Below are 21,553 nucleotides of genomic sequence, written 5' to 3'. Positions count from 1 at the left end.
TTGATGAAAGTGAGAAAAATGATAAACATTCTTCTCACTTTCATCAATTAGGGTGGCATATACATAAATATGCGTTTGGGTGGATTTTTGGATGAAAAATCCACATGCATAGTATAACAAAAAAATTATGGCTTTTCGCATGTAATATTGCATATGAAAAATAGTAAAGTTTTAAATTTTAATATCAACAACTTATATATATATGTTACAATGTAATTCTCTAATTTATTTTATTCTCCTATATAGAATTTATAGTTTAGTGATTCAATAAAAAAAGTGATTGTAATAAACAGATAAAACGATGAAGTAATACAGTTAGAATGGTTAAAAGGCAGTTAAATATAATTATTAAAGAAATAAATTTACTTAGTTATGTTTTGTGAATTTATTATGGTAAGGATTTCATCTGATTGGAATAGCGCTAAATTAAATTTTTATCCAAACGAATCCAATAATTATTTTTTAAATGAAGTATATGTTGCATCAAGTTTATTTGGAATAATTCGTAGTCTAATAATTGCTGAATCTAGAAAAATAACATATTTGAAAGGAGGACAGATAAAACTCTGTCTGTGAAAAATAAATCTCTAAATTATAAAGTGCGGATAATAGGATTTAATTGTGGTTTCATTTCGAATGGTACAATAAATGAATGTGGAAAAGTAAAGGAGAAAAATTTAAATAAACTATATAAGTAGTAAAAATGAAAAGGAGAAGTATCTAGTGTTTAATATAAAAGAAAGATTGGGACAAATAAAGCTTAAAACGAAGTTGTCTATGGCATTTATAGCAATATTAATTATACCAAGCCTTATCGTAGGAGTATCATCTTATAATAAAGCAAAAACAGATCTTAATGAAACAATTCTACAATCAGCAAAAGATAATATAAGTATTTTAGATAAGATTGTTGATGATGAATTAGAAAATAAGCATACAGATATCACTCATTTTACAAAGGTACTCACACAAGGGGATTATAATCCTGAACAATCGCAAAATGTACAGAATAAATTTGATCAATATATACAGTTACATCCAGAGATAGAAACGATTTATACGGCATCCAGTAACAATCAATTTATTCATGCACCTGTTGGAAAAATACCAGAAGGGTTTAATCCGCTAGAAAGTAGTTGGTATAAGGATGCAGTAAAAGCAGATGGAGAGATTATTGTTTCATCTCCATATAAATCAAAGTCTACAGGAAATATGGTAATTGCAATTGCAAAGCAGAATGCAGATAAAAGTGGTGTCATTGGCGTAGATTTGAATATTAAAGATATCGTAAAAACATCCAAAATGATAAAAATTGGGAAGCAAGGATTTGTATCTATAGTTAGTCAAGATAAAACTATAGTTGTTCATCCATCACTAAAGCCTGGAGAGAAATTAGAGAAAACTTTAGTGGATGAATTGTACAAGACAGAAGATGGAGTAATTACTTATAGCCTCAATGGCGAAGATCGAAACATAAGCTTTAAGACAAATAAAAAAACAGGTTGGAAAATAGCTGGCGTAATGCCTACGAAAGAAATTGAAGAAGCTACCAATCCTATTTTTTATAAAACACTCACTATAATAGGTGCTTCATTATTGTTAGGTGGAATTGTAATTCTATTCATACTCAAATCTATAATTACTCCACTAAGACAATTAGTCATGTCAGCTCAAAGAATTAGTCAAGGGGATTTAACCGAGAAAATAGATATTCGTTCAAAGGATGAACTTGGTCAATTAGGTGGTAGTTTCAATACAATGGCAGAGTCGTTACGTAATATTATTTCTCAAATTAACACATCTGCAGGACATGTAGCTGCGTCTTCTGAGGAACTAACTGCTAGTGTAGAGCAAGCAAGTGTTGCGACAGAACAAATTACAAAAGAGATGGAAGAAATCTCGAACAGTGCAGAGGTTCAAAATAATGAAGTTGAGTCTGGAGCTGAATTAATTGGTGAGGTAACACGAAATATTCAATACGTAGCTGAGAATGCTTCTGAAGTATCGGCTTCATCCATATACACTAAACAAAAAGCCAATGAAGGTGAACAATTAGTAGAACAAACTGTAACACAAATGCAGTCTATCCATCACTCTGTTTCTCAATCCGATAATGTCATAAAATTATTAGATAAGAAATCACAGCAAATTGGCAGTATATTAGAAGCGATTCAAAATATTGCGGAACAAACAAATTTATTAGCATTAAATGCAGCGATTGAAGCAGCTAGAGCTGGGGAACAGGGGAGAGGGTTTGCAATTGTTGCTGATGAAGTTAGAAAGTTGGCGGAGCAATCATCCGAATCTTCAATGGAAATTGGAAGTTTAATTAAGGAAATACAAGCAGACGTACATGAGACTGTAAAAGCTATGAATGAAGTAGGCGTAGAAGTACAGTCGGGAATTAAGGTTGCGAATGATACAAAACAAAGTTTTTATGAGATTTCAAAATCTGCAAATGATATTGTATCAAAAGTGCATGGTATGGTAGAACTATCAAATAAAATGACAACTGATGCAATGAAAGTTGATACATCGATTGATCAAATAGCTATGGCTGTAAAAGAAAATTCTTCAAGTATGCAAACGATAGCTGGTTCATCTGAGGAACAACATGCTTCTATGGAAGAGATAAATTCTTCAGCAATACAATTAGCACAGATGGCGGAAGAACTTCAAGAGTTAATTGGTGGATTTAAGATTTAAGTTGAGATTCTAGGAGAGAATGCTAGAATCTTGTTACAGAGTGGAAATGAAAAATCTTATAACATAGTAAATAAGTATAATATGTACTCTCTATGCGTATTGAACAGGCAGATAAGCCATTTAAAAACCCTCCATTTGGAGGGTTTTTAAATACATTTACATTAAATTTGTGGTGGTGCACCACCATAATCGCCAACACTATATGAAGGAGCAGGATAATGCCCATGAGTAGCAAGCTGATCTGTTTTAGAAAACTGAAAAATTCCCACCGTTAATACCCCAATAAAAGCAATGCCTGATAATAATAAGCTAATTTTTTTCATTATTTTAACACTCCTTTTGCGATTGATTTTTGTCTTGCTTGATAACAAATATGGAAATAGTCACTTACTTTTTGGTGGTTCTCTAATTGTCTACATTTTGTGGCAAATAATTCGGCGTATTCGACAACATATTCCCATAATTCTTCTTCCTCAAAGTATAAGATTCCTTCTTGAATGATTTTTTCTAATTTTTCCAATGGAATATTTTCGTTTAATTTTTTTAAAATAGAGAAGTGGTGTGTGTATTCTTCGTTATGAATTTCTCTACAAATCTGTAGTCCCTTATCAATGAGTTGGCTGGCCGTTGATTGTTCTCCTAACTTATAATGTTCCTTAGCTTGTAGGAAGATGGCCTTGAAGTGTGTAGGGATTTTCTCTGTTACTTCTGAAAGGTGACGAATAGCTAAAGTAGACATACTTTGATCAGAATACAGCCACCCCATAGTATTTTTTACGTATAACAAGGAATCTTCTTCCCTATTTTTTTGTAGTAAATCAATTGCGCAATGTAGATATTCTTCTGCTTGTTCGTACTGTTTTAAATAGATGCAGCAACCACCTAGCAAACTATTACAAAAGGCTGTTTTTACTTCATAACCTTCGTACTTTGAAAAGATTGCTCTCGATTTATTTGCGTACTCGATAGAAGCGAGATTGTTATAGGTATGGTGATAGAAAGTAGCAATTCTATAGTAAAATTCAGCATGTTCAATTTCATCTGGTATAGCTACCAATATTTTTTCTGCTAGTTTATAATGTTCCTCTGCCTCAGTATAATTAGATATAAAAGTGGAATGAATGGATTTGAAAAAATGATAATAGAATTGTAGAAATTGATCTGTAGGCATATCATAATCGCTAATAGTATCAAAACTATTTTGTTGAATACCAAGGCTATCTGTTAAGACCTTGTAACGAAATTCGAGTAGTGAATAGTATAGTAACAAATTTTGATCCTGATGTTCTTGATCCGGCTCAATGCTTAACTTATTAATTTTTTCATCAATTTTCTTTTTTAGATTAGTAGCTTTTATAACTTGTTGAGATAGCATAGCTCGATACCAGTCGTTCAATAGAGAGGTTAATTGCTCATTTCCCTTTACTGAAACACTCATAATATACGCCCCCATTTTCTAAAAAAATCCTAATCCAATTTAATTATAAACATCATAACAAAATAGAAGAAAAAATGGAGTGATATTACAATATTTTTCAAGAAAATTCATAAAAAACAATCAATTTGTGTCGAATATACTTAGAATAAAACATCCAAAAATTATCAAAAGATGATATGAGTCTTTATACGTTCTATCAGGTGAACTTAGAAACTGTGATTGAAGATTTATGAAATTTCCTTTTCTTAAAACGGATCAATTACATATTAATTTTTAAATTATTTTATTGGATACATATAGTATGTATCCGATAAAATATATAAATCTTGCGTATGTAAATAAGAAGACAATAAAGAAAACAAAAAAGAACTTGTAAGAATTCCTACAAGTTCTTTTTTAGATAATGTAAAAAGGTGAAACAGAACATCTCATTATTTGTAATAGTGAAATTATCTTACTTATGGTTTTGTTTTATAGAAGATGTACTATATTGAAGATTTGTTCTTATTGTTGATTAAAGGCAAATTAAAGACTGGTAGGGAGGAAGTGCATAAAAGAGAAAGCCTTCTTTACTTATTCTGAAAAGATAATTCAAAAATCAATTTGTGTATAGAATAAGCAATGCATGAATTCATCAACATTGGTGATAATAAATCAGAGAATCAATATATAAGCATGAACTTTAGTGGAATAGCTACAAGAAGGGGATAATTCTATAATAGTAGATATAATTATCAAAATTTTCATCTTAGTTACTTTTCGGGTAGGATAAGTAGAAGAAAATAGGAAGTTTTTCTTTGAAGAAAGCTCTTTTGACAGGAATAGATTTTTTCATAACTAGAACAAATAAATTAATAATCGCATATACTGTATTGTCGTTAAAGCAAGACATTATTTTCTCAGAACAAGGGAATCACTAGAAAAATATGTGATTCCTTTATGCTTAAGTATAATGTCAATAGTTGATTTGAAATAACCGAAGAAATAAAATCTTTGTTAATGGACAATCACATAATTTTAGGTATAGTAGGTTTATAATTTAGACTATAAAAATTAATGTATCTTTTATTATTTTAACCAAGAAGACTCCCTCCATAAGGAACTCACAGCAAGTATGGGGAAGTGGGAGTAGTTCAAAGCATACAATATTGTTTGATTTGGCTAATACATAGATTTATCATCTCAGAACTGGTGTAAGAATTATAATGTTTATACCATTCTATTGTATTTTCTAAAGTCTGTTGTAGGGACCATTTTGGCTGCCAATTAAGATTGAATTTTGCTTTGCTAATGTCAAGATTTAGTAAATTTGCTTCATGAAAATTTATTGGACCTATATTTTCTGCTGTCCAATCCCCGCAGCCCCAAATATCTAGTAAACTGGTCACTAATTTTTCTACTGGAACAATATTGCTTAGGGATGGCCCGAAGTTCCATGCTCCTGAATAAAGGATACCATTATTTATAATTTTTTCTGTAAGGAGTAAATACCCGCTTAAAGGTTCTAGTACATGTTGCCAGGGTCTAATAGCAGTAGGGTTTCTAATAATAATGTTTTTGTTTGATTCTAATGCTCGTATACAATCAGGAATAATTCTATCTATTGACCAATCACCACCACCAATTACATTACCAGCTCGAACGCTTGCAATTATTTTCTTGTGTTGAGAAAAGTTTTCTTCTGAAAAGTAAGAATTTCGATAGGAAGAAATTAAAAGTTCACAGCATCCTTTGCTTGAGCTATATATGTCATGGCCGCCCATAGGGTCAATTTCACGATAACCCCAAGGCCATTCTTTATTTTCATAGCACTTGTCACTTGTCACCATAATTCCTATTTTAGCTGATTCATGTAATCGAATTGCCTCTAGTACATTCATAGTTCCTACAACGTTTACCTCGTATGTTTCTCTAGGATATTCATATGAATAATTAACTAGAGGTTGGGCAGCTAAATGGAATACAATTTCAGGTTTATAATCTGTAAAAACCTTATTTAATTTATTAAAATCTCTAATGTCTCCACGAATATCAATTATATTATTTTGAAGGTTAGTAATGTTAAAGTTATCATTCTTATTTTTAGGATCTAATGAATATCCGATTACAGTAGCACCTAATTCATTCAACCATAGGGATAACCAAGAACCTTTAAAACCAGTATGTCCAGTAATTAAAATTGTTTTTCCGTAAAAAGCATTATTAAAGTTTTGGTTTAACAATTAGTCCACCTCCTTTAGTACCCTATTTTTAGGGGGTTAGGTATAAATGTTTATTATTTTTATACCAATTAACAGTTTTTATAATTCCTTCTTCAATATTAATTCTAGGTTCCCAGGAAAGAGAGTTTTTTATTTTTTGCACATCCGCTTCAGGAACCCATCTTTCATTTGTTCTAGAGGAAATTGCACCGTAATTTGGTCTGGAATTGGTTTTCAAATGTTTGAATAATAATTCTACATAATGTTTCAAGGGGTGAATAGTGCCGCTCCCAATATTAAAAATTTCATTTTGTACAGTAGTATTTTCTACTGCTAGGATACAGGCATCTATTACATTTTCTATATAACAATAATCTCTTAATTGATTACATAAAGTTAAATTTACATCTTTGTTTTGTAATACTCGCAAGATTATATAGCTAAAAATTTTATGCGGCTCTTCGCCTTCTCCGAATATGCCAAAAGGTCTTAATGTTATAAGATTAATATTGTTTTCGCTAGCAATTTGATGGGCGAGTATAGTAGCAGCAGCTTTGGTACTTCCATAGATATCCACAGGAGTTAGTAACATATTTTCATGAATAGGTTCCATCTTGTTACCGTATTCAGAACTACTCCCAAAATTGATGATTTTTTTACAATTCACCAATTTTGCTGCTTGAATAATGTTACAAGTCCCTATAACATTTGTTTCTATAGCATGGATGTAATCTGTATGGGCAGAATTTACACCATAGGCTGCCAGGTGAAAGATATAATCGGGATTAATTTTCTTTATTGCATCTTGTACTTGTTTTTTATCTCGTATATCTATTTCATAGGTTTCAATATATTTTAGAATATCCTTTAGTCTCCAAGAGTTTGATGGTGTTCTTATGAAAAGAACAATTTTTGCTTGTAAATTTAAAAGTCTTCGTGCCAAGTGAGTACCAATAAAACCGTATCCACCAGTAATAAGGAAAGTTTTATTTTTAAATGAAGCAATCATAGTGATAATCTATCCTTTATTAAGATGTATTTTTAGTTGCTGAAATAAATAGATTTATTTTTAAATAAGGAAAGTATCAGTCTTAATTGTGATGAGGGGAGGGGTATTTAAAATAATTTTTTATTGTTGTTGTATCAATTTGATCAGCAAATAAAGAGGAGGAAGGTTTTTGAAAAGTATTATGAAGGGTATGACATGTCTTATTCAATTGTTCAATATAAGGAATGTATATATAATCTAAAACTGCTGGAGGTAATTCTAAAGTTTCGTGTTTCCATAAATCGAACTCATTTGGATTAATAATTTGCATACTTCCAAAATGAAAAGCTATTAATTCATCTTGATCAATAAAAACTTTATTATCTGTTTTGGATATAGAACTGCTATTTAAAATGACATTCCAAGGTGCTGCATCAATACCTCTATGAGTCATGATTTTTATATTAGAAAAGATGTTAGGAATGTGATTTAAATATTTTTGATCACCCCATCTATCCATTTCAACATCATAATGATTATTACAATATTCTAGGCATTTATCTTTCCACCATGTTAAAATTTCTTTACTATTTTGATCGTTTTTGAAGCCTACTAAACCAGCTTGGTATATACCGTGTATGCTTTCAATTTCAGTAGAGCTTCTTTGAGGGCAAAGGAATACAGAGTATTTCCACCACTCATCAAGAATGATATTAGGTGCTGTAAAGAAATACATATCAGCATCACAATATATAATGTGATCAACTTCCGGATAAAGACTAAGGACATGTAGACATAGGGGCGCTTTTAATGTCCAACAATACTCTTGTAAACTTCTATCATTTTTTATACTGAGGAGTTCATGATTTTCAATTTCTTTTACCGGAATTAGTATGGCGTGCTTTAATTTTAATTTCTCTAATATTTGATAAGTTAGATCATCCATACAACAGATCCATACAGTAAATTTAGCGTTGAAATTTTCTAAGGAATAATAAGAGGTCAATCCTTGAATTAATCGTTCTTTACTTATAATCATGGAAAAGTTCATAAAATGATTGGATTGATTCATTTTTCTTCTTAATTGTGAATCTTTATATAAAGTTTGAGCTTTATTTATATCTTTTTTACTTAAAAATTGTTTAGTATCTTTATTGAATTTATCCTTTAATTGCTTTAAAACAAATTGAATTCTCTCTAAATACGGAGTGTAAATATGGTTTAATATATTATTGGGTATTGAAATTTCTCCCAAAGACCAAAGATCAAAATCATTTTCAGTAAAGATAGTAATACATGCAAAATGGTAAACAACTAGTTTGTCGTTTTCAATAAATATATCATTTTTAGTCTTGTCAATTTTATAATCGTTATTATATATACAGTTCCAAGGCGCAGCATTTATACCTAAGTTATTTGAAATTTTTACTTTTGGAAAATATATAGGGATATAATCTAAATACTTTTGGTCTCCAAATTTCCCCTCTTCAGCCTCGGCACTGCACCAATCTATACATTTATTTTTCCACCATCTTACACTTTTTAGTCCATAGAGATCATTCTTAAATCCAATTAGACCAGCCTGATATTTTCCGTACATTTTTTCTACCCAATCACGATCTCTTTGGGGGGTTAGGAAGATAGAATGGTCACCCCATTCCTCAAAAATAATATTAGGGTCAGAGAAAAAGCATAAATCACCATCACAATATAGAATAGATGGTAAATCATAATTGACCAATAAATATTCTATCAAGACAGATTTTAAAGTCCAACAATATTCATTTACTTTTCTTTTTCTCTTAATTGCTTTTAGTTCACGATCTTCTAATTCTTCAACTTGTAAAAGGTTTACATTAATTAAACTCATTTCTTTTAATAGTGAATATGCAAAAGGATCTATACAACAAATCCACAATGTGAATTTTTCTGAGTACTGCATTAATGATTGCTGTAAAGCAATAATTTTCAAGACATACTCACTACCTACAATGACGCAGAAATGATTATTTAGATCATGTTGTTGATTATAGAATTGGGGATTAATTCTTTTTTGAGTATTTTTTTTGGAGAGATTTGAAGCTTTAATTCCTGTTGAAAGTGGGTTAACTATTTTCTCATTAGAGGGGATGTACAATCGGGGTAAACTTATTTTTTTATCATTAGAGTTCAATGCTTATTCAGTCCTCTCCACTAAAATTTATTTGGATTCCAACTTTCATTTACAGTTTTTAAATCTTTAGGTGTATCGACACTAGCCCAAAAGTCATTGTGTTCATAGACGGCGAGCTCATTGTCTTTTATTAAATTTCGAAGAGGATCTTCTTCTAGAACACAATCATCATTATTACTTAAATAATTGAATATTTCTTTGTTAAATACAAAAAAACCGCCATTAATTACTTCATCAAGTAATGGTTTTTCTTTAAAATCAATAGCAATTCCATCTTCGACCGCCAATAGGCCGTATTGACTATTTTTTTTAATTCCAGTTAATGTAGCAATTTTTCCTTTTTCTTTATGGAATGCTATTAGTTGATCAATATCTATATTGGCTAATCCGTCACCATAAGTTAATAAAAAGGTTTCACCCTGTACAAAGGATTCAAGTTTTTTTAGTCTTGCCCCGGTCATTGTATCAATTCCTGTATCTATAAAGTGTATATTCCAATTTTCTAATTTCTGAAGTAGCGTATATTGACTGGTTTTAAAATTCAAACTAAAGTCATTCTCTTTCCAGCTAAAGTCCATAAAATATTCCTTAATTTTCTCACCTTTATATCCTAAGGGTAAAATGAAATCAGAATGTCCATATTTTCTATACCAATTCATTATATGCAAGAGGAGAGGCTTTCCTTGAACTCGAACTAATGGTTTGGGAATGTCCTCTAAAATTCCTTGCATCCGAAGCCCTTTTCCGCCACACAAAATTATGACTTTCATAGATTTATTTCCTTCCTCTCTATATATTTTACTAATTTAAACTATGTAGTTTGTTTGGTAAATGTATACACGGTTGTACCATAATGACAATCAACTAAAAAAAATATGTTAGATTTATAATTCAGATGCTGATTAAACGTGGAGAATACACACTGTAGTTTATCATGAATTATATGTAAATTAGGTTCTTTTAAAATCTATGCTTTAGTTTATTTAATATTAATGAAAGAAATTGCTTGTTCTTAAGATAAAAGAAGGGGAAGGAAATCAAGGGAATTGAAGAAGCTTATAATGAAATATCCAAGAAGACAAAATATAAGATAAAGTATGGAAGTAAGTAGTCGTGAATGCACTACATAAGCAGAATATGCTGATCGCATAAATGATTATACAGAAATCAATAGAAGAATAACAAAGGAAATTAGCCATTTAAAGGAAAATGGAACAACTATTTTTACATTTTATAAATTCAAAAAAGAGCACCGCATAAAGGTGCTCTAGTGATGGAACTAATTTTGTAAAGAACTATTTATTCAATAAAGAAGGACTTACGAATTATTATATGAACGTTTTGTTAATTAAGTGTGTATCAATTAGACAGGAATTTTATTTTTCTACACCTATTTGATTTTACGGGCCAAATCATTTTAAAAGTAAGAAGAAAATTATTAAGTTAATGTTATTTTGTTTAAAATAACATCCCAATCGGAATCATCACCTTCCCATCTATCCTGATAACGTGGGAGTTCAATTGAACAAACCCTCGATATTCCCCAATTTTGTTCAACAATATTAGATATACCCTCCTTGAAATTAACAATAAGAATATTAAAATCCTTATTTGTAATTTTAGATAATACGTTTTGTAATTCAACCGCTTCATCTCGATTTCCCCAAATTCTAATGAATAAAATGGATTCACTACTATTTATTTTTTCAAGGAATCGATTAATTCTAGTGTCTAATTTAGCTTTAAAAGAAGGATAGGTTGATTTCAAATCCTTTTCGGAATTAATAGGAAAATCATGCATTGAAAAACAATTATAATAAGTGTCCTTTATACAGTAGGTAATTCGTTCTGCCCATTTAATTTGATTATCAAATTCTGATTCAATAAGACCGTAACTTTCTGAACCTTCTATAACCATATTTTCCAACTTCATGAATTTTTTAAATCGATTTTGAAGTAATCTGTTTACATCTGAAAGTGATGGATAATAAAACCAATCTAAAGGTCCAGAAAATGTTCTTAAATTGTGTCTTTTGATTTGGTTGGTGACTTGACACAATCCTCCTAAACTTACAATTACGCCATAGGATTTTTGTATATCTTCTAGGTTCATCCTCATCATCCTTTATAAAAGTAATTTAAATTATCTGTTCAGTATATGATGCAATAACATATTGATGTGGACCTATATATCACAGTACATAGAGCTAAGACATTTGTATAAATTTAAAAAGTCAAATACCTAAGTTGAGGGATTTCATCTTTGACGTTATATCATGGAGTTATTATTGGAATGAAAGCTGGTAGGGATATTGCGCCAGAGTTATATATTCTCCAGTAACTTAATTTAGAAACCTGTTCTTGATTACTGTAGTAAAATTGTTGTTCTTTTAAAAGAATCCTTAGATAAAAAAGAAAAATCTATTGGCTAGCATTTAACCAGTAGATTTTTCTTTTCATCTTCATAGTTTTCCTGCCTCTCTTAAAGTTATGATATATAATCTTTTAAAGACTGACACGGTGCATTTTTTTTCATAATGCACGCAAAAAAATCAGTTTAAGAATTATGTGAAATCGTGTCAAAAAATTAAAGGTAATTATATATGTATTTAAGATGATATCCATCTGCGTGTATTTTTTAAAATTTTTAGATAAATGCAATGATAATGGCTTCTTAAGAATTAATTTAGCACCTTGTTTATTTAGAAAAGCCCTATAAACCATTTAGTTCATAGTAAAAGTAATATATTTAATATTAAATGTCTTGCATAATGCGATAAAATTTCACAATTTTTTATCAATATATACAGAAAAAGGTAACGAAACTTAAGCGATATTTAATACTTTTCATATTTGTGAAGTATGTGAATTTGTTTATTTTAACATCTAAGATGTTAGATGTTGTTTTTTAAACATTACTTATCCGGATTCATGAAAAGTATTTTAATGCATTATTTTTATTTTATATAATAATATTTAGTTTTAATATTAAAACTAAAATATGGAAGTAACATAGGGGATTTACGCATATAGTAATGTTGATGGTAAAATTAACAAAATTTTCATTTAAATCAGATAAAACTATGATGTTTTTAACTTATAATCATGTTACTACGATGAAAAAATGGCTACTAATTAGTTAATTTAAAAATCAATTTTAGATAGGAAGAGGATAATGAAGACCAGAGATAGTTATAAAATTATTGTAATTGGTGCTGGGACAGCAGGACTATCTTCTACTGCACATTTATTACGAAATGTACCCCTATTGAAAGAAAGTATAGCAATTATTGATCCATCAAAAAAACATTACTTTCAGCCACTATGGAGTTTAGTGGGGGGAGGAATTGTTTCAAAGGAAAGTACGATGCGTAATCAGGAATCGCTTATTCCAAAAGGGGCAACGTGGATCCCTAAAAGTGTTGTTGAGTTATTTCCATCTGAAAATAAGATACTTTTAGATGACGGACTGCTACTTGAGTATGAAATTCTTATTGTAGCAGCTGGTATCCAAATAAATTGGGACAGTATTAAAGGCTTAAAAGAGTCTATTGGCACTAATGGGGTATGTAGCAATTATTCTTATACATATGTTGATTCTACTTGGAGAGAAATCGAAAAATTTAAAGGAGGAAATGCGCTTTTTACCCACCCTAATACTCCTATTAAATGCGGTGGTGCTCCACAAAAAATTATGTACTTAGCAGAGGAGTATTTTTGTAATAGTGGTGTAAGAAACAGAAGTAAAGTAATATTTTATTCTGCAAACAATAACATATTTCAGGTTCCACGATATGCAAATACTTTAGAACAAGTACTAGAAAGAAAGCAAATTATAACGAATTATAATAAAAATCTAGTGGAAATTATCGCCGAAAAGAGAGAGGCAATTTTTGAAGATACGCAAACACTAAAAAGAGAAACCGTACCATATAGTATGATACATGTTGTTCCGCCAATGGGGCCACCTAATTTTATTAAAGAGAGTGAGATAAGTGATCATCAGGGGTGGGTAGATATAAGCCCTTATACTTTGCAGCATGTGCAATATAAAAATATTTTTGGACTTGGAGATTGTACCAATTTACCTACCTCTAAAACTGGAGCAGCAATTCGAAAACAGATACCCGTCTTAAAACAAAATATTATGGACGTACTTAGCGGAAGAGATTTACAGGCTAAATATGATGGATATACATCATGTCCGATTGTTACAGGATATAAAAGTCTTATACTTGCTGAATTTAACTATGAACATGAGCCTCAAGAAACGTTTCCATTTAATCAAGCGAAAGAACGGTATAGTATGTTTTTACTTAAAAGATATATGTTGCCATATATGTATTGGAATTTAATGTTGAAAGGGATTCTATAGGAGAAGATAAAAAGTGGTTACAAAAATTGAAAATTAATTTGAAATAACTAATTGGAGGGAATAGCTATGCTTTTAAAATATTTTTATGATGAAAAATTAGCACATGCTTCCTATTTAGTCGGTTGTCAGAAAGAAGGCGTAGCAATCGTTATTGATCCTAGTCGCTATATAGAACAATATATAGAATTTGCTAAGAAAGAGGGGATGGAAGTAATTGCTGCGGCTGAGACTCATATTCATGCTGATTTTCTTTCTAGGTCTAGAGAACTTTCTAATCTTTACCCTGCAAATTTATATGTATCTGATGAAGGAGATTGTGATTGGAAATATCAATATCTTAACGAAGGTCGATACAAATTGGTTAGAGAAGGCACAGAGTTTAAAGTAGGTCATATAAAATTTAATGTAATTCACACCCCAGGGCATACGCCTGAAAGTATTTCTTTTTTAGTAACTGATACAAGTCAAAATAATTATACGAATGATAAACCGATAGGAATATTCACAGGTGATTTTATATTTGTAGGAGATATAGGAAGACCGGATTTATTAGAAACTGCAGTCGGTATTAAAGATACTGCAAAAATAGGAGCGAAACAATTATTTGATTCTATACAAAAAATAAAAATACTTCCTGATTATTTGCAAATATGGCCATCACATGGTGCGGGAAGCGCATGTGGAAAAGCATTAGGAGCAATTCCAACTTCTACATTAGGTTATGAAAAGATGTTCAATTGGGCATTTCGGTGTAATGAAGAAAGTGATTTTATATCGACTTTATTGACGGCACAGCCAGAGCCTCCAAAGTATTTTTCATTAATGAAGAATTTAAATAAGTATGGTCCGCCAATTCGTAAGAAGAGAAAAAGTACTGCTATTAATACAGTAGAAGAACTTCAAGAAATTTTGAAGAGCGTTTATCAAATAGTTGATATAAGGGATGTAGAGAGTTTTGCTGCAGGTCATATCGAGAAGTCAATTAACATACCTTATAACAATTCTTTCACAACTTGGTGTGGATGGTTATTAGATTATAAAAAAGAAACTTTAATAATTCTAGATGAGGAAAAGGTTAAAGTAGAGGCAGTTATTAGAGAATTTGAATCTATTGGGTTAGATAATATTATTGCTTTTGCACCCTTAAAAGTAATACAAAGACTTGATAGATTTGAAAGTTACAAAGAAAAAACATCGATTGAATTATATCCGCATATAAAAGGTGGAAGCGTTAAGGTTATCGATGTGCGTAGTAAAAAAGAGTGGGAGGAAGGACACCTTCATGATGCAATACATATCACTTTAGGTAATCTATTTGAACAACTAGATTATATACCGAAAAATTTTCCAATAGTTTTGCAATGTCGAACCGGATTACGTTCCGCTATAGCAGCTAGTATGTTACAAAGAGCTGGTATAAAGGAAGTAGTGAATTTAAAGGGAGGATTTCTTGCATGGAAAGAAGAAGGGCTTCCTTATACAACATGCAATCTCAATGTGTAGGAAAATATTATATGCTAGGTAAGAATAATTAAAAGAAGTTATAGATGACGTGTTAGAAAAGGGAATCATAATTGTCGCAGATTCAGGAAATACATTAGGATTATTAATTGATTATCCAGTTAAATATGAAAATGTAATATTTGTTTTAGCATTAAATAATTTAACATTGGATCCATCTTTTATGGAATGGCAGTGTTGGAAGTACTTAGGTATTATCAATAAGAACCCAATTTAAAATTCTCTTGGATGCAAGAGAATTTTTTTATTGGGAATAGTAAGGGGGAGGGGAGGTGCATTACATATGGGAAAAGGTAGAAGTAATAATGCTGGTAAAAAGCAACCGAATTTTGATGATTCATCTAATTTTGCTAAACAAAGCCAGCCGACAGAAAAGAAGAAGAAATAAGAACAAGAGCTCTCTTGATAAAGGGAGCTCCTGTTAAAAGTGGACTGACGTTTCAGAATAACATATCGATGGATTAACCCAATAGCCATAAATACAAGGTTTTAATTTTTCGAAGGGCATCTAATTTAATATTATTGTCCCGCTTTTTTATACTTATTGACGCGTTAAATCCATTTAAAATGCTCCTTAATGGCGTTGGGCGTGATCTTCATTAAAATTTTTTAAACCTAATGGGACTTACCATTAAGAGGGCGAGGATTAAAGTAATCCATGCATTACTATATGAAAACAATGCCATACCAGCCAATGATAATCCTGCAGCTGGAATAGGTAATCCCTTAAAATATCCAATAGTTGGTTTAATACTAAATTTAGCTAATCTTAAAGCACCCATTGTTGGGAATAGGATAAATGCCAAAGAAGTTAAAATAGAAGGTGTTGCTATCGTATGAAATAAAAGCGCAGGAGCGACGCCGAAACTAACAATATCAGCTAAGGAATCCAATTCTACGCCAAACTCACTGTTCACTTTTAATTTTCTTGCAATTCTTCCATCAAGAAAATCTAAAACAGCTGAAAAGAAAATGAGAATGGAGGCTGCTCCTAAATATTCACTCATATTCAAGGTGATTGAGAAAACACCGCACAATAAATTTCCAATCGTAAATAAATTCGGTATAACTTTTACAAGCTGATTAAACAAGTTTGTTCCTCCTAAATTAATTAAACTTCACATTTCTGTAGCAATTTCTATATATTCTTCCGTTATTCTTAAAAATATATGACCACTGTATTACTGTAAGCTAATTAAATTTCGATAAGAGAAAAATTGATTTCTTAAATGTTCCACTGGTTTATAAAAATGTTTAATCATTTTCAGTACGCGTTATTGAATATTAGCACCTGATAGTTGATATTTCGAGTAGTCAGGGATTTTCCGGTTCTGGTGCAAAAAATTCAAGGTAATTAAAAATAATCTCTAAAAAGGAGACATAATGATATTATTATTTTAAAAAGGTTCGTGGTTGGTATCGAATATAAAAAAATAGAATTTTTATACAAAAATCACCCGAAAGGGTGCCTTTTGTACCTCTTAAAATGACTGAAGATGTGTTTACTTGAGTTCATTAGGTAGTTAGAGGTTGATAGACTATCTTTAACGAAAATGTTGAGTAGTTCATCTTCATTATATATCAATTTAATAATGATTGGGGATTTAGAAAGTTCCATGGAAAGTACATATCAACCTGATTGGAAGATTGGAAATTTAATAACTGGTGATACATGTTACTTAACGCAACATTTTGGTGCGCAAATGAAAATTTTTAAAGTCCACACAAATGGTACCCTAGAACGATTCCAAACAATAGAACCAGAATTAAAATAAAATTTTTGTAGCATCAATTAAATTCATTTCTTTTTATGCAAACACACTTTCAGCGGAACTAACTTCTTCACTATTTTGCGCTGGAAAGACTTTATAAAAAATGGTTACGTTTTCTGATCTTGAAATAACCCTCTCAAATTGCAATCCTGCTTTTTCTAAAAGCTTTACTGCATCAACAATAGAAGTAATTGCTACAAAAGTTTTTCAAATAAAATTTATAAAAGCTTGATAGGTAATACCAAGGGAAAAGACCGTAGCTACTATATGTGCAGTCCATTTAGGCATATTTAAATTTAATACGGTATTGTACAACATTCCATATACGATACAAATGATTAATATGAATGCAATGAATTGAAGAACTAATAAAAATAGAGGTTGTTCCATTTATTCTCACTTCCTTTATTTGATATATTAATATAATTTATTTAAATGTGAAAGTTTTATTTCTATGAATTTCCGAAAAATGTGATATGAAAGGCATAGTAGTAATCACAAGAATTACTGCAAAACTATAATGGAACTAAAAGTATTATGACGAGATCAGTAAAATAGTAAAGAAGGTCACCATTCACGGCGACCTTCTTTACTATGCGTTATACCCAAATAATTTTAAATCTTCTCCTGAATCTGAAATGATTTTCTCAAATCGTAATCCTACTTTTTCTAAAAGCTTCCCTGAGGCGATGTTATCTATAGAAGTAATTGCTACAATTCGTTTCATGTTGAGCTTTTGTACACCGTATTCGATTATCGCAGAAGCTGACTCGTAGCCGTATCCTTGTGAACGGAATGTCTCTAAAAAGGCAAATCCGATATCAACATCTTCTAATGAATCTCTTTTAATAAGGCCACACATACCAAGTGGAGTGAGATCTTCTTTTCGTTCTACTAAGTAAAGGCCAAATCCGAGTTTGTTATACATATCGATGGGACCGTTTACAATATAATTTTTTGCATCTTCTAAGTTTCTAACTCCTTTGTCACCGATAAACTGAATCCATGCAGGATCGTTTACTAACTCAAGAATAAAAGGAGCGTCTTTTATATCAAACCAACGAAGGTTAAGACGTTCGGTTTCAAGAACTATCAATTATTACACCACCTTTAAAAAGTTATAACAATTAGTATGGATTGTGTAAAACAAAAGTGCAACATATTTTAATGGGGGTGTTTGTTCACATAAAGTTCGTTTGTTTTGTATAGAGAGATATTTTATAATTAGGATTGATTGTAAAGAGTGAGATACTTATACAATGACTCCTAGGTGACTAGGAGTTTTTACTATATAACTATCATTATTACTAAATATGACACACTACACATTCTACTCAAGGAGGTACATAATGAAGAAATTATATAATGCATCGTTTACGTATTTGATTATCGGTTTATTATCAGGGATTTTCGCTAGGGAGTATGGTAAGTATAAAGGGATTTTAGGATCTACTTTGTTAAATCTTTTGCATACACATACACTTGTACTTGGCTTTTTCTTCTTTTTAATTGCTTTAGGATTAGCAAAAGTATTCGCGTTTCATGAAGTGAAAGGGTTTAATAAGTGGTTTGTTTTACATAACATTGCATTAACATTAATGTTAGGTTCGCTAGCAGCGAGAGGGCTTCTTCAGTTAAATGGAGCTGACTTTAAAGGGTTAACTTATATTGTAGGATTTTCTCATTCGTTGATGGCAGTTACTTTAATTTGGTTTATGTTGTTAGTAAAGAAATCGTTTAAAATGTAGCGAAAAAGAACTTGTAGCGTGTGCTGCAGGTTCTTTTTTGTATGTTCAGGTTAAATAATCTTATTTTTCTAATTATTTTGTCTGAAGATGGTATACTTGTTTTAAAATTAAAAAGGAGAGTTGATTATGGAAATAACAATTGAACATGTAGTAAATGAATTAAAAGGCATACTTCCTGAAGATCGAGTAGTAATAAATATGACAGTACGAGAGTTACATAGTAAAGATGAATCTTACCACGTTAGTAGTTTACCTGATGTAGTTGTTTTTCCAAAAACGACCGAAGAAGTTAGCGCGATAATGAAAATAGCGAGTCAGCACGGAACAGCTGTCGTTCCATTTGGAGTAGGGTCCAGTTTAGAGGGACATGTAATTCCTTACGAAAAAGGAATTACAATGGACTTTTCTCTTATGAACAAAATACTTGAAATAAGAGAAAAGGATTTTCTTGTGAGAGTACAGCCAGGGGTGACGCGCTCTCAGCTTAATAAAGAATTGAAAAAGTATGGATTATTTTTTAGTGTAGACCCAGGAGCTGATGCAACGTTAGGAGGAATGGCTGCTACAAATGCGAGCGGAACGACAGCGGTAAAGTATGGTGTAATGCGTGATCAAGTTCGAGATTTAGAAGTCGTTCTTGCTGATGGAGAAGTAATACATACCGGGAATTTAGCGGCGAAGTCATCATCAGGTTATCATTTAAATGGTATTTTCGTAGGATCAGAAGGAACGCTTGGATGTTTCACAGAGTTAACTTTAAAAGTATACGGTATACCAGAACATGTTATGGCTGCGAGGTCATCGTTTCCAACTATAAATGATGCAGTAGAAGCTGTAATTAACATATTACAAGCAGGTATTCCAATCGCGAGAATTGAACTCGTTGATGAATTATCTATGAAACAAGTAAATTATTACAATGAAACAAGTTACAGAGAAGAACCGACACTGTTTTTAGAGTTTCACGGCAATGAAGCAGGGTTAAAGCAAGATATTGAATTTACGAAAGAAATCGTTCTTGATCATAAATGTATAGAAATTACGTTTGAGACGGAAACAGCAGAGAGAAATAAACTGTGGGATGCAAGACATAACTTAGCGTACTCTTACGTGCATAGTTATCCTGGTAAAAAGCTAATGAGTACAGACGTATGTGTGCCAATTTCGGAATTAGCTGGAGCGATTCAACATGCGAAAGAGGTATTAGATAAAGTAGGGCTTATTGGCGGTATTCTAGGTCATGTTGGAGATGGGAATTTCCATGTACTCTTAATGATTGACACAAATGATAAAGAGGAAGTAAAGAAGGCAGACGAAATAAACGAAAGTATCGTTTTGTATGCTCTTAAACGAGGAGGAACGTGTACAGGAGAACATGGCGTTGGAATCGGAAAACGAAAGTATCAAGAAGAAGAACATGGGGCGGCATTATTTGTAATGGAGAAAATAAAGAAAGCTCTTGATCCGCAAAATATTTTGAATCCGAATAAGGTGTTTCAATTAAAAGATAGGGGCTGATTGGATGAAAGTACTAGAAGCGATAAGTAATATAGCTGGAAAGTATTTTGCGTTTTGGACCGGCTGCTGCACTCCCAAGTGTATTAGCGGCAGTATGGCATAACATTGCAGGGCCAATATTAGCAACCATCTGGTCAAAAAATGCAAAGAATACTTTCAGCGATGAAAATGTATTAATAAATATAGAAAAATAGGAATGATAAATAATGCAAAAACGTATTGTACATTTTGAAGGAATGGTTGTATTTTTAGCCACGATTTATATGTATTCAATATATGAGTTTAGTTGGATTATATTTTTTGTATTCCTTTTAGCGCCGGATTTCTCCATGTTAGCGTATGGGATCAATAATCACGTTGGTGCGAAAATATATAACGTATGTCATACATATATCATATCCATATTAATTGTTCTAATAGGTGTCTATTTTAAGATAGATACCGTTATAATGATTGGCTTAATATGGACAGCACATATTGGAATGGATCGAATGTTTGGATATGGATTGAAATATGAGACGGATTTTAAGGATACTCATATTCAGAGGTTATAGTTGCTTTTGAGGAGAGGGATACTTTGAAACAGAGAATTACTATCGAAGGGTATAACATCCAATGGGAAAGTGAATTTAATAAGCTACACACTTTCATTAACGATGTAATGGAAGACCGCATTTTATCCATTGAACATGTTGGGAGTACATCTATTAAAGGACTTGTAGCAAAACCAATATTAGATATTGATATCGTAATAGAAGATTATGAAATCTTTCCTGAAGTAGTAACAAAGTTTGAAGCGATAGGATACTATCATCAGTTAGAATGGAGCTTTAAAGGAAGAGAGGCGTTTGGAAGAAAGGATACGTTCGTTCCATGGAACGAGGGAAATACAGTTTGGATGGAACATCATTTATATGTGTGTGATAAAAATAGTGAAGAATTGAGAAGGCATATAGCGTTTCAAGATTACCTTCGTGAACATACTGAAGTAGCTAATGAGTATGGAAACTTGAAGGAAGAGTTAGCAAGAGAGTCGAAAAATCGATCTAGTTATACTGAGGGTAAGACCGTATTTATTACAAATATATTAGAAAAAATAAACTAAGGTAGCAT

Annotated in this window: 18 protein-coding genes and 1 pseudogene; 9 read left to right on the top strand and 10 right to left on the bottom strand. The window is 31.3% G+C overall.

Annotated elements, in window-relative coordinates:
- The first annotated feature begins 723 nt into the window (after positions 1 to 723).
- Positions 724 to 2,706 carry a methyl-accepting chemotaxis protein gene (locus tag MR107_RS02405; protein WP_130055590.1) on the top strand — a complete coding sequence of 661 codons (1,983 nt, stop codon included), beginning with the start codon at positions 724 to 726 and terminating at the stop codon, positions 2,704 to 2,706.
- 161 nt (positions 2,707 to 2,867) lie between these two features.
- Here the strand turns inward: MR107_RS02405 and MR107_RS02400 are convergent, their stop codons facing one another.
- The 7 genes from MR107_RS02400 to MR107_RS02370 all read right to left on the bottom strand — a co-directional run bounded on the left by MR107_RS02400 (position 2,868) and on the right by MR107_RS02370 (position 11,619).
- On the bottom strand, positions 2,868 to 3,029 hold the full coding sequence (locus MR107_RS02400) for a hypothetical protein (protein WP_000724107.1): 162 nt from the start codon (positions 3,027 to 3,029) through the stop codon (positions 2,868 to 2,870).
- Positions 3,029 to 4,144: a Rap family tetratricopeptide repeat protein gene (locus tag MR107_RS02395; protein ID WP_074554879.1), complete on the bottom strand. Its 1,116-nt coding sequence runs from the start codon at positions 4,142 to 4,144 to the stop codon at positions 3,029 to 3,031. Before MR107_RS02395 ends, MR107_RS02400 begins: the two co-directional genes overlap by 1 nt.
- A gap of 1,133 nt (positions 4,145 to 5,277) precedes the next feature.
- Complete coding sequence (gene rfbG / locus MR107_RS02390) at positions 5,278 to 6,366, bottom strand: CDP-glucose 4,6-dehydratase (protein ID WP_000934347.1); 1,089 nt, start codon at positions 6,364 to 6,366, stop codon at positions 5,278 to 5,280.
- Positions 6,367 to 6,394: 28 nt separating this feature from the next.
- Entirely contained in the window at positions 6,395 to 7,354 is a 960-nt protein-coding gene (locus tag MR107_RS02385) for an NAD-dependent epimerase/dehydratase family protein (protein ID WP_242292041.1), read from the bottom strand.
- A gap of 82 nt (positions 7,355 to 7,436) precedes the next feature.
- A complete protein-coding gene (locus MR107_RS02380) occupies positions 7,437 to 9,506 on the bottom strand; it encodes a glycosyl transferase (RefSeq protein WP_001087527.1) in 2,070 nt (689 codons plus the stop codon).
- A 20-nt stretch (positions 9,507 to 9,526) separates the two neighbouring features.
- Positions 9,527 to 10,276: a sugar phosphate nucleotidyltransferase gene (locus tag MR107_RS02375; protein WP_000864434.1), complete on the bottom strand. Its 750-nt coding sequence runs from the start codon at positions 10,274 to 10,276 to the stop codon at positions 9,527 to 9,529.
- A gap of 668 nt (positions 10,277 to 10,944) precedes the next feature.
- Entirely contained in the window at positions 10,945 to 11,619 is a 675-nt protein-coding gene (locus MR107_RS02370; RefSeq protein ID WP_001047153.1) for a papain-like cysteine peptidase, read from the bottom strand.
- Between the two features lie 1,062 nt (positions 11,620 to 12,681).
- On the opposite strand from MR107_RS02370, the gene MR107_RS02365 reads away from it, so the two are divergent.
- Both MR107_RS02365 and MR107_RS02360 read left to right on the top strand, forming a co-directional pair.
- Positions 12,682 to 13,881: an FAD/NAD(P)-binding oxidoreductase gene (locus MR107_RS02365; protein ID WP_000857313.1), complete on the top strand. Its 1,200-nt coding sequence runs from the start codon at positions 12,682 to 12,684 to the stop codon at positions 13,879 to 13,881.
- 66 nt (positions 13,882 to 13,947) lie between these two features.
- Positions 13,948 to 15,384: an MBL fold metallo-hydrolase gene (locus tag MR107_RS02360; protein ID WP_086407701.1), complete on the top strand. Its 1,437-nt coding sequence runs from the start codon at positions 13,948 to 13,950 to the stop codon at positions 15,382 to 15,384.
- Positions 15,385 to 16,001: 617 nt separating this feature from the next.
- On the opposite strand, the gene pssA is transcribed toward MR107_RS02360, so the two are convergent.
- On the bottom strand, positions 16,002 to 16,493 hold the full coding sequence (gene pssA, locus MR107_RS02355) for a CDP-diacylglycerol--serine O-phosphatidyltransferase (protein ID WP_000483080.1): 492 nt from the start codon (positions 16,491 to 16,493) through the stop codon (positions 16,002 to 16,004).
- Between the two features lie 501 nt (positions 16,494 to 16,994).
- Between pssA and MR107_RS02350 the strand changes: the two genes are divergently transcribed.
- Positions 16,995 to 17,177 (top strand): DUF5065 family protein, encoded by a 183-nt coding sequence (locus MR107_RS02350; RefSeq protein ID WP_002041581.1) that lies wholly within the window; start codon positions 16,995 to 16,997, stop codon positions 17,175 to 17,177.
- A 204-nt stretch (positions 17,178 to 17,381) separates the two neighbouring features.
- Here MR107_RS02350 and MR107_RS02345 read toward each other — a convergent pair whose 3' ends face one another.
- Together MR107_RS02345 and MR107_RS02340 are read right to left on the bottom strand one after the other, a co-directional pair.
- The gene (locus MR107_RS02345) at positions 17,382 to 17,564 is read right to left on the bottom strand and encodes a hypothetical protein (RefSeq protein ID WP_000437513.1); all 183 of its coding nucleotides are present in this window, start codon (positions 17,562 to 17,564) and stop codon (positions 17,382 to 17,384) included.
- Between the two features lie 202 nt (positions 17,565 to 17,766).
- On the bottom strand, positions 17,767 to 18,270 hold the full coding sequence (locus tag MR107_RS02340; protein ID WP_000636203.1) for a GNAT family N-acetyltransferase: 504 nt from the start codon (positions 18,268 to 18,270) through the stop codon (positions 17,767 to 17,769).
- Positions 18,271 to 18,523: 253 nt separating this feature from the next.
- Between MR107_RS02340 and MR107_RS02335 the strand changes: the two genes are divergently transcribed.
- From MR107_RS02335 to MR107_RS02315, 5 genes and pseudogenes are all read left to right on the top strand, one after another.
- On the top strand, positions 18,524 to 18,922 hold the full coding sequence (locus tag MR107_RS02335) for a DUF2871 family protein (protein ID WP_000737893.1): 399 nt from the start codon (positions 18,524 to 18,526) through the stop codon (positions 18,920 to 18,922).
- 126 nt (positions 18,923 to 19,048) lie between these two features.
- Positions 19,049 to 20,440, top strand: a complete 1,392-nt coding sequence (locus MR107_RS02330; RefSeq protein WP_074554889.1) for an FAD-binding oxidoreductase — start codon at positions 19,049 to 19,051, stop codon at positions 20,438 to 20,440.
- A gap of 53 nt (positions 20,441 to 20,493) precedes the next feature.
- Positions 20,494 to 20,634 (top strand): annotated as a pseudogene (locus MR107_RS02325) (bile acid:sodium symporter family protein); the annotation flags it as partial.
- Between the two features lie 12 nt (positions 20,635 to 20,646).
- The gene (locus tag MR107_RS02320; protein ID WP_001172061.1) at positions 20,647 to 20,994 is read left to right on the top strand and encodes a DUF4260 domain-containing protein; all 348 of its coding nucleotides are present in this window, start codon (positions 20,647 to 20,649) and stop codon (positions 20,992 to 20,994) included.
- Positions 20,995 to 21,017: 23 nt separating this feature from the next.
- Entirely contained in the window at positions 21,018 to 21,545 is a 528-nt protein-coding gene (locus MR107_RS02315; RefSeq protein WP_242292040.1) for a GrpB family protein, read from the top strand.
- Positions 21,546 to 21,553: the final 8 nt, after the last annotated feature.

It is taken from the genome of Bacillus cereus group sp. BfR-BA-01441 (assembly GCF_022663075.1).
GTDB classification, from domain to species: domain Bacteria; phylum Bacillota; class Bacilli; order Bacillales; family Bacillaceae_G; genus Bacillus_A; species Bacillus_A cereus.
The sequence above is the reverse complement of the archived record's forward strand: the minus strand, read 5'-3'. Positions and strand labels throughout refer to the sequence as shown.

What these genes read in the sequence shown, in the direction of transcription:
- MR107_RS02400 (WP_000724107.1), bottom strand. Translation starts at nt 3,029, where the DNA reads ATGAAAAAAATTAGCTTATTATTATCAGGCATTGCTTTTATTGGGGTA.
- MR107_RS02395 (WP_074554879.1), bottom strand. Translation starts at nt 4,144, where the DNA reads ATGAGTGTTTCAGTAAAGGGAAATGAGCAATTAACCTCTCTATTGAAC.
- MR107_RS02385 (WP_242292041.1), bottom strand. Translation starts at nt 7,354, where the DNA reads ATGATTGCTTCATTTAAAAATAAAACTTTCCTTATTACTGGTGGATAC.
- MR107_RS02375 (WP_000864434.1), bottom strand. Translation starts at nt 10,276, where the DNA reads ATGAAAGTCATAATTTTGTGTGGCGGAAAAGGGCTTCGGATGCAAGGA.
- MR107_RS02370 (WP_001047153.1), bottom strand. Translation starts at nt 11,619, where the DNA reads ATGAACCTAGAAGATATACAAAAATCCTATGGCGTAATTGTAAGTTTA.
- MR107_RS02365 (WP_000857313.1), top strand. Translation starts at nt 12,682, where the DNA reads ATGAAGACCAGAGATAGTTATAAAATTATTGTAATTGGTGCTGGGACA.
- MR107_RS02360 (WP_086407701.1), top strand. Translation starts at nt 13,948, where the DNA reads ATGCTTTTAAAATATTTTTATGATGAAAAATTAGCACATGCTTCCTAT.
- MR107_RS02350 (WP_002041581.1), top strand. Translation starts at nt 16,995, where the DNA reads ATGATTGGGGATTTAGAAAGTTCCATGGAAAGTACATATCAACCTGAT.
- MR107_RS02345 (WP_000437513.1), bottom strand. Translation starts at nt 17,564, where the DNA reads ATGGAACAACCTCTATTTTTATTAGTTCTTCAATTCATTGCATTCATA.
- MR107_RS02335 (WP_000737893.1), top strand. Translation starts at nt 18,524, where the DNA reads ATGAAGAAATTATATAATGCATCGTTTACGTATTTGATTATCGGTTTA.
- MR107_RS02330 (WP_074554889.1), top strand. Translation starts at nt 19,049, where the DNA reads ATGGAAATAACAATTGAACATGTAGTAAATGAATTAAAAGGCATACTT.
- MR107_RS02320 (WP_001172061.1), top strand. Translation starts at nt 20,647, where the DNA reads ATGCAAAAACGTATTGTACATTTTGAAGGAATGGTTGTATTTTTAGCC.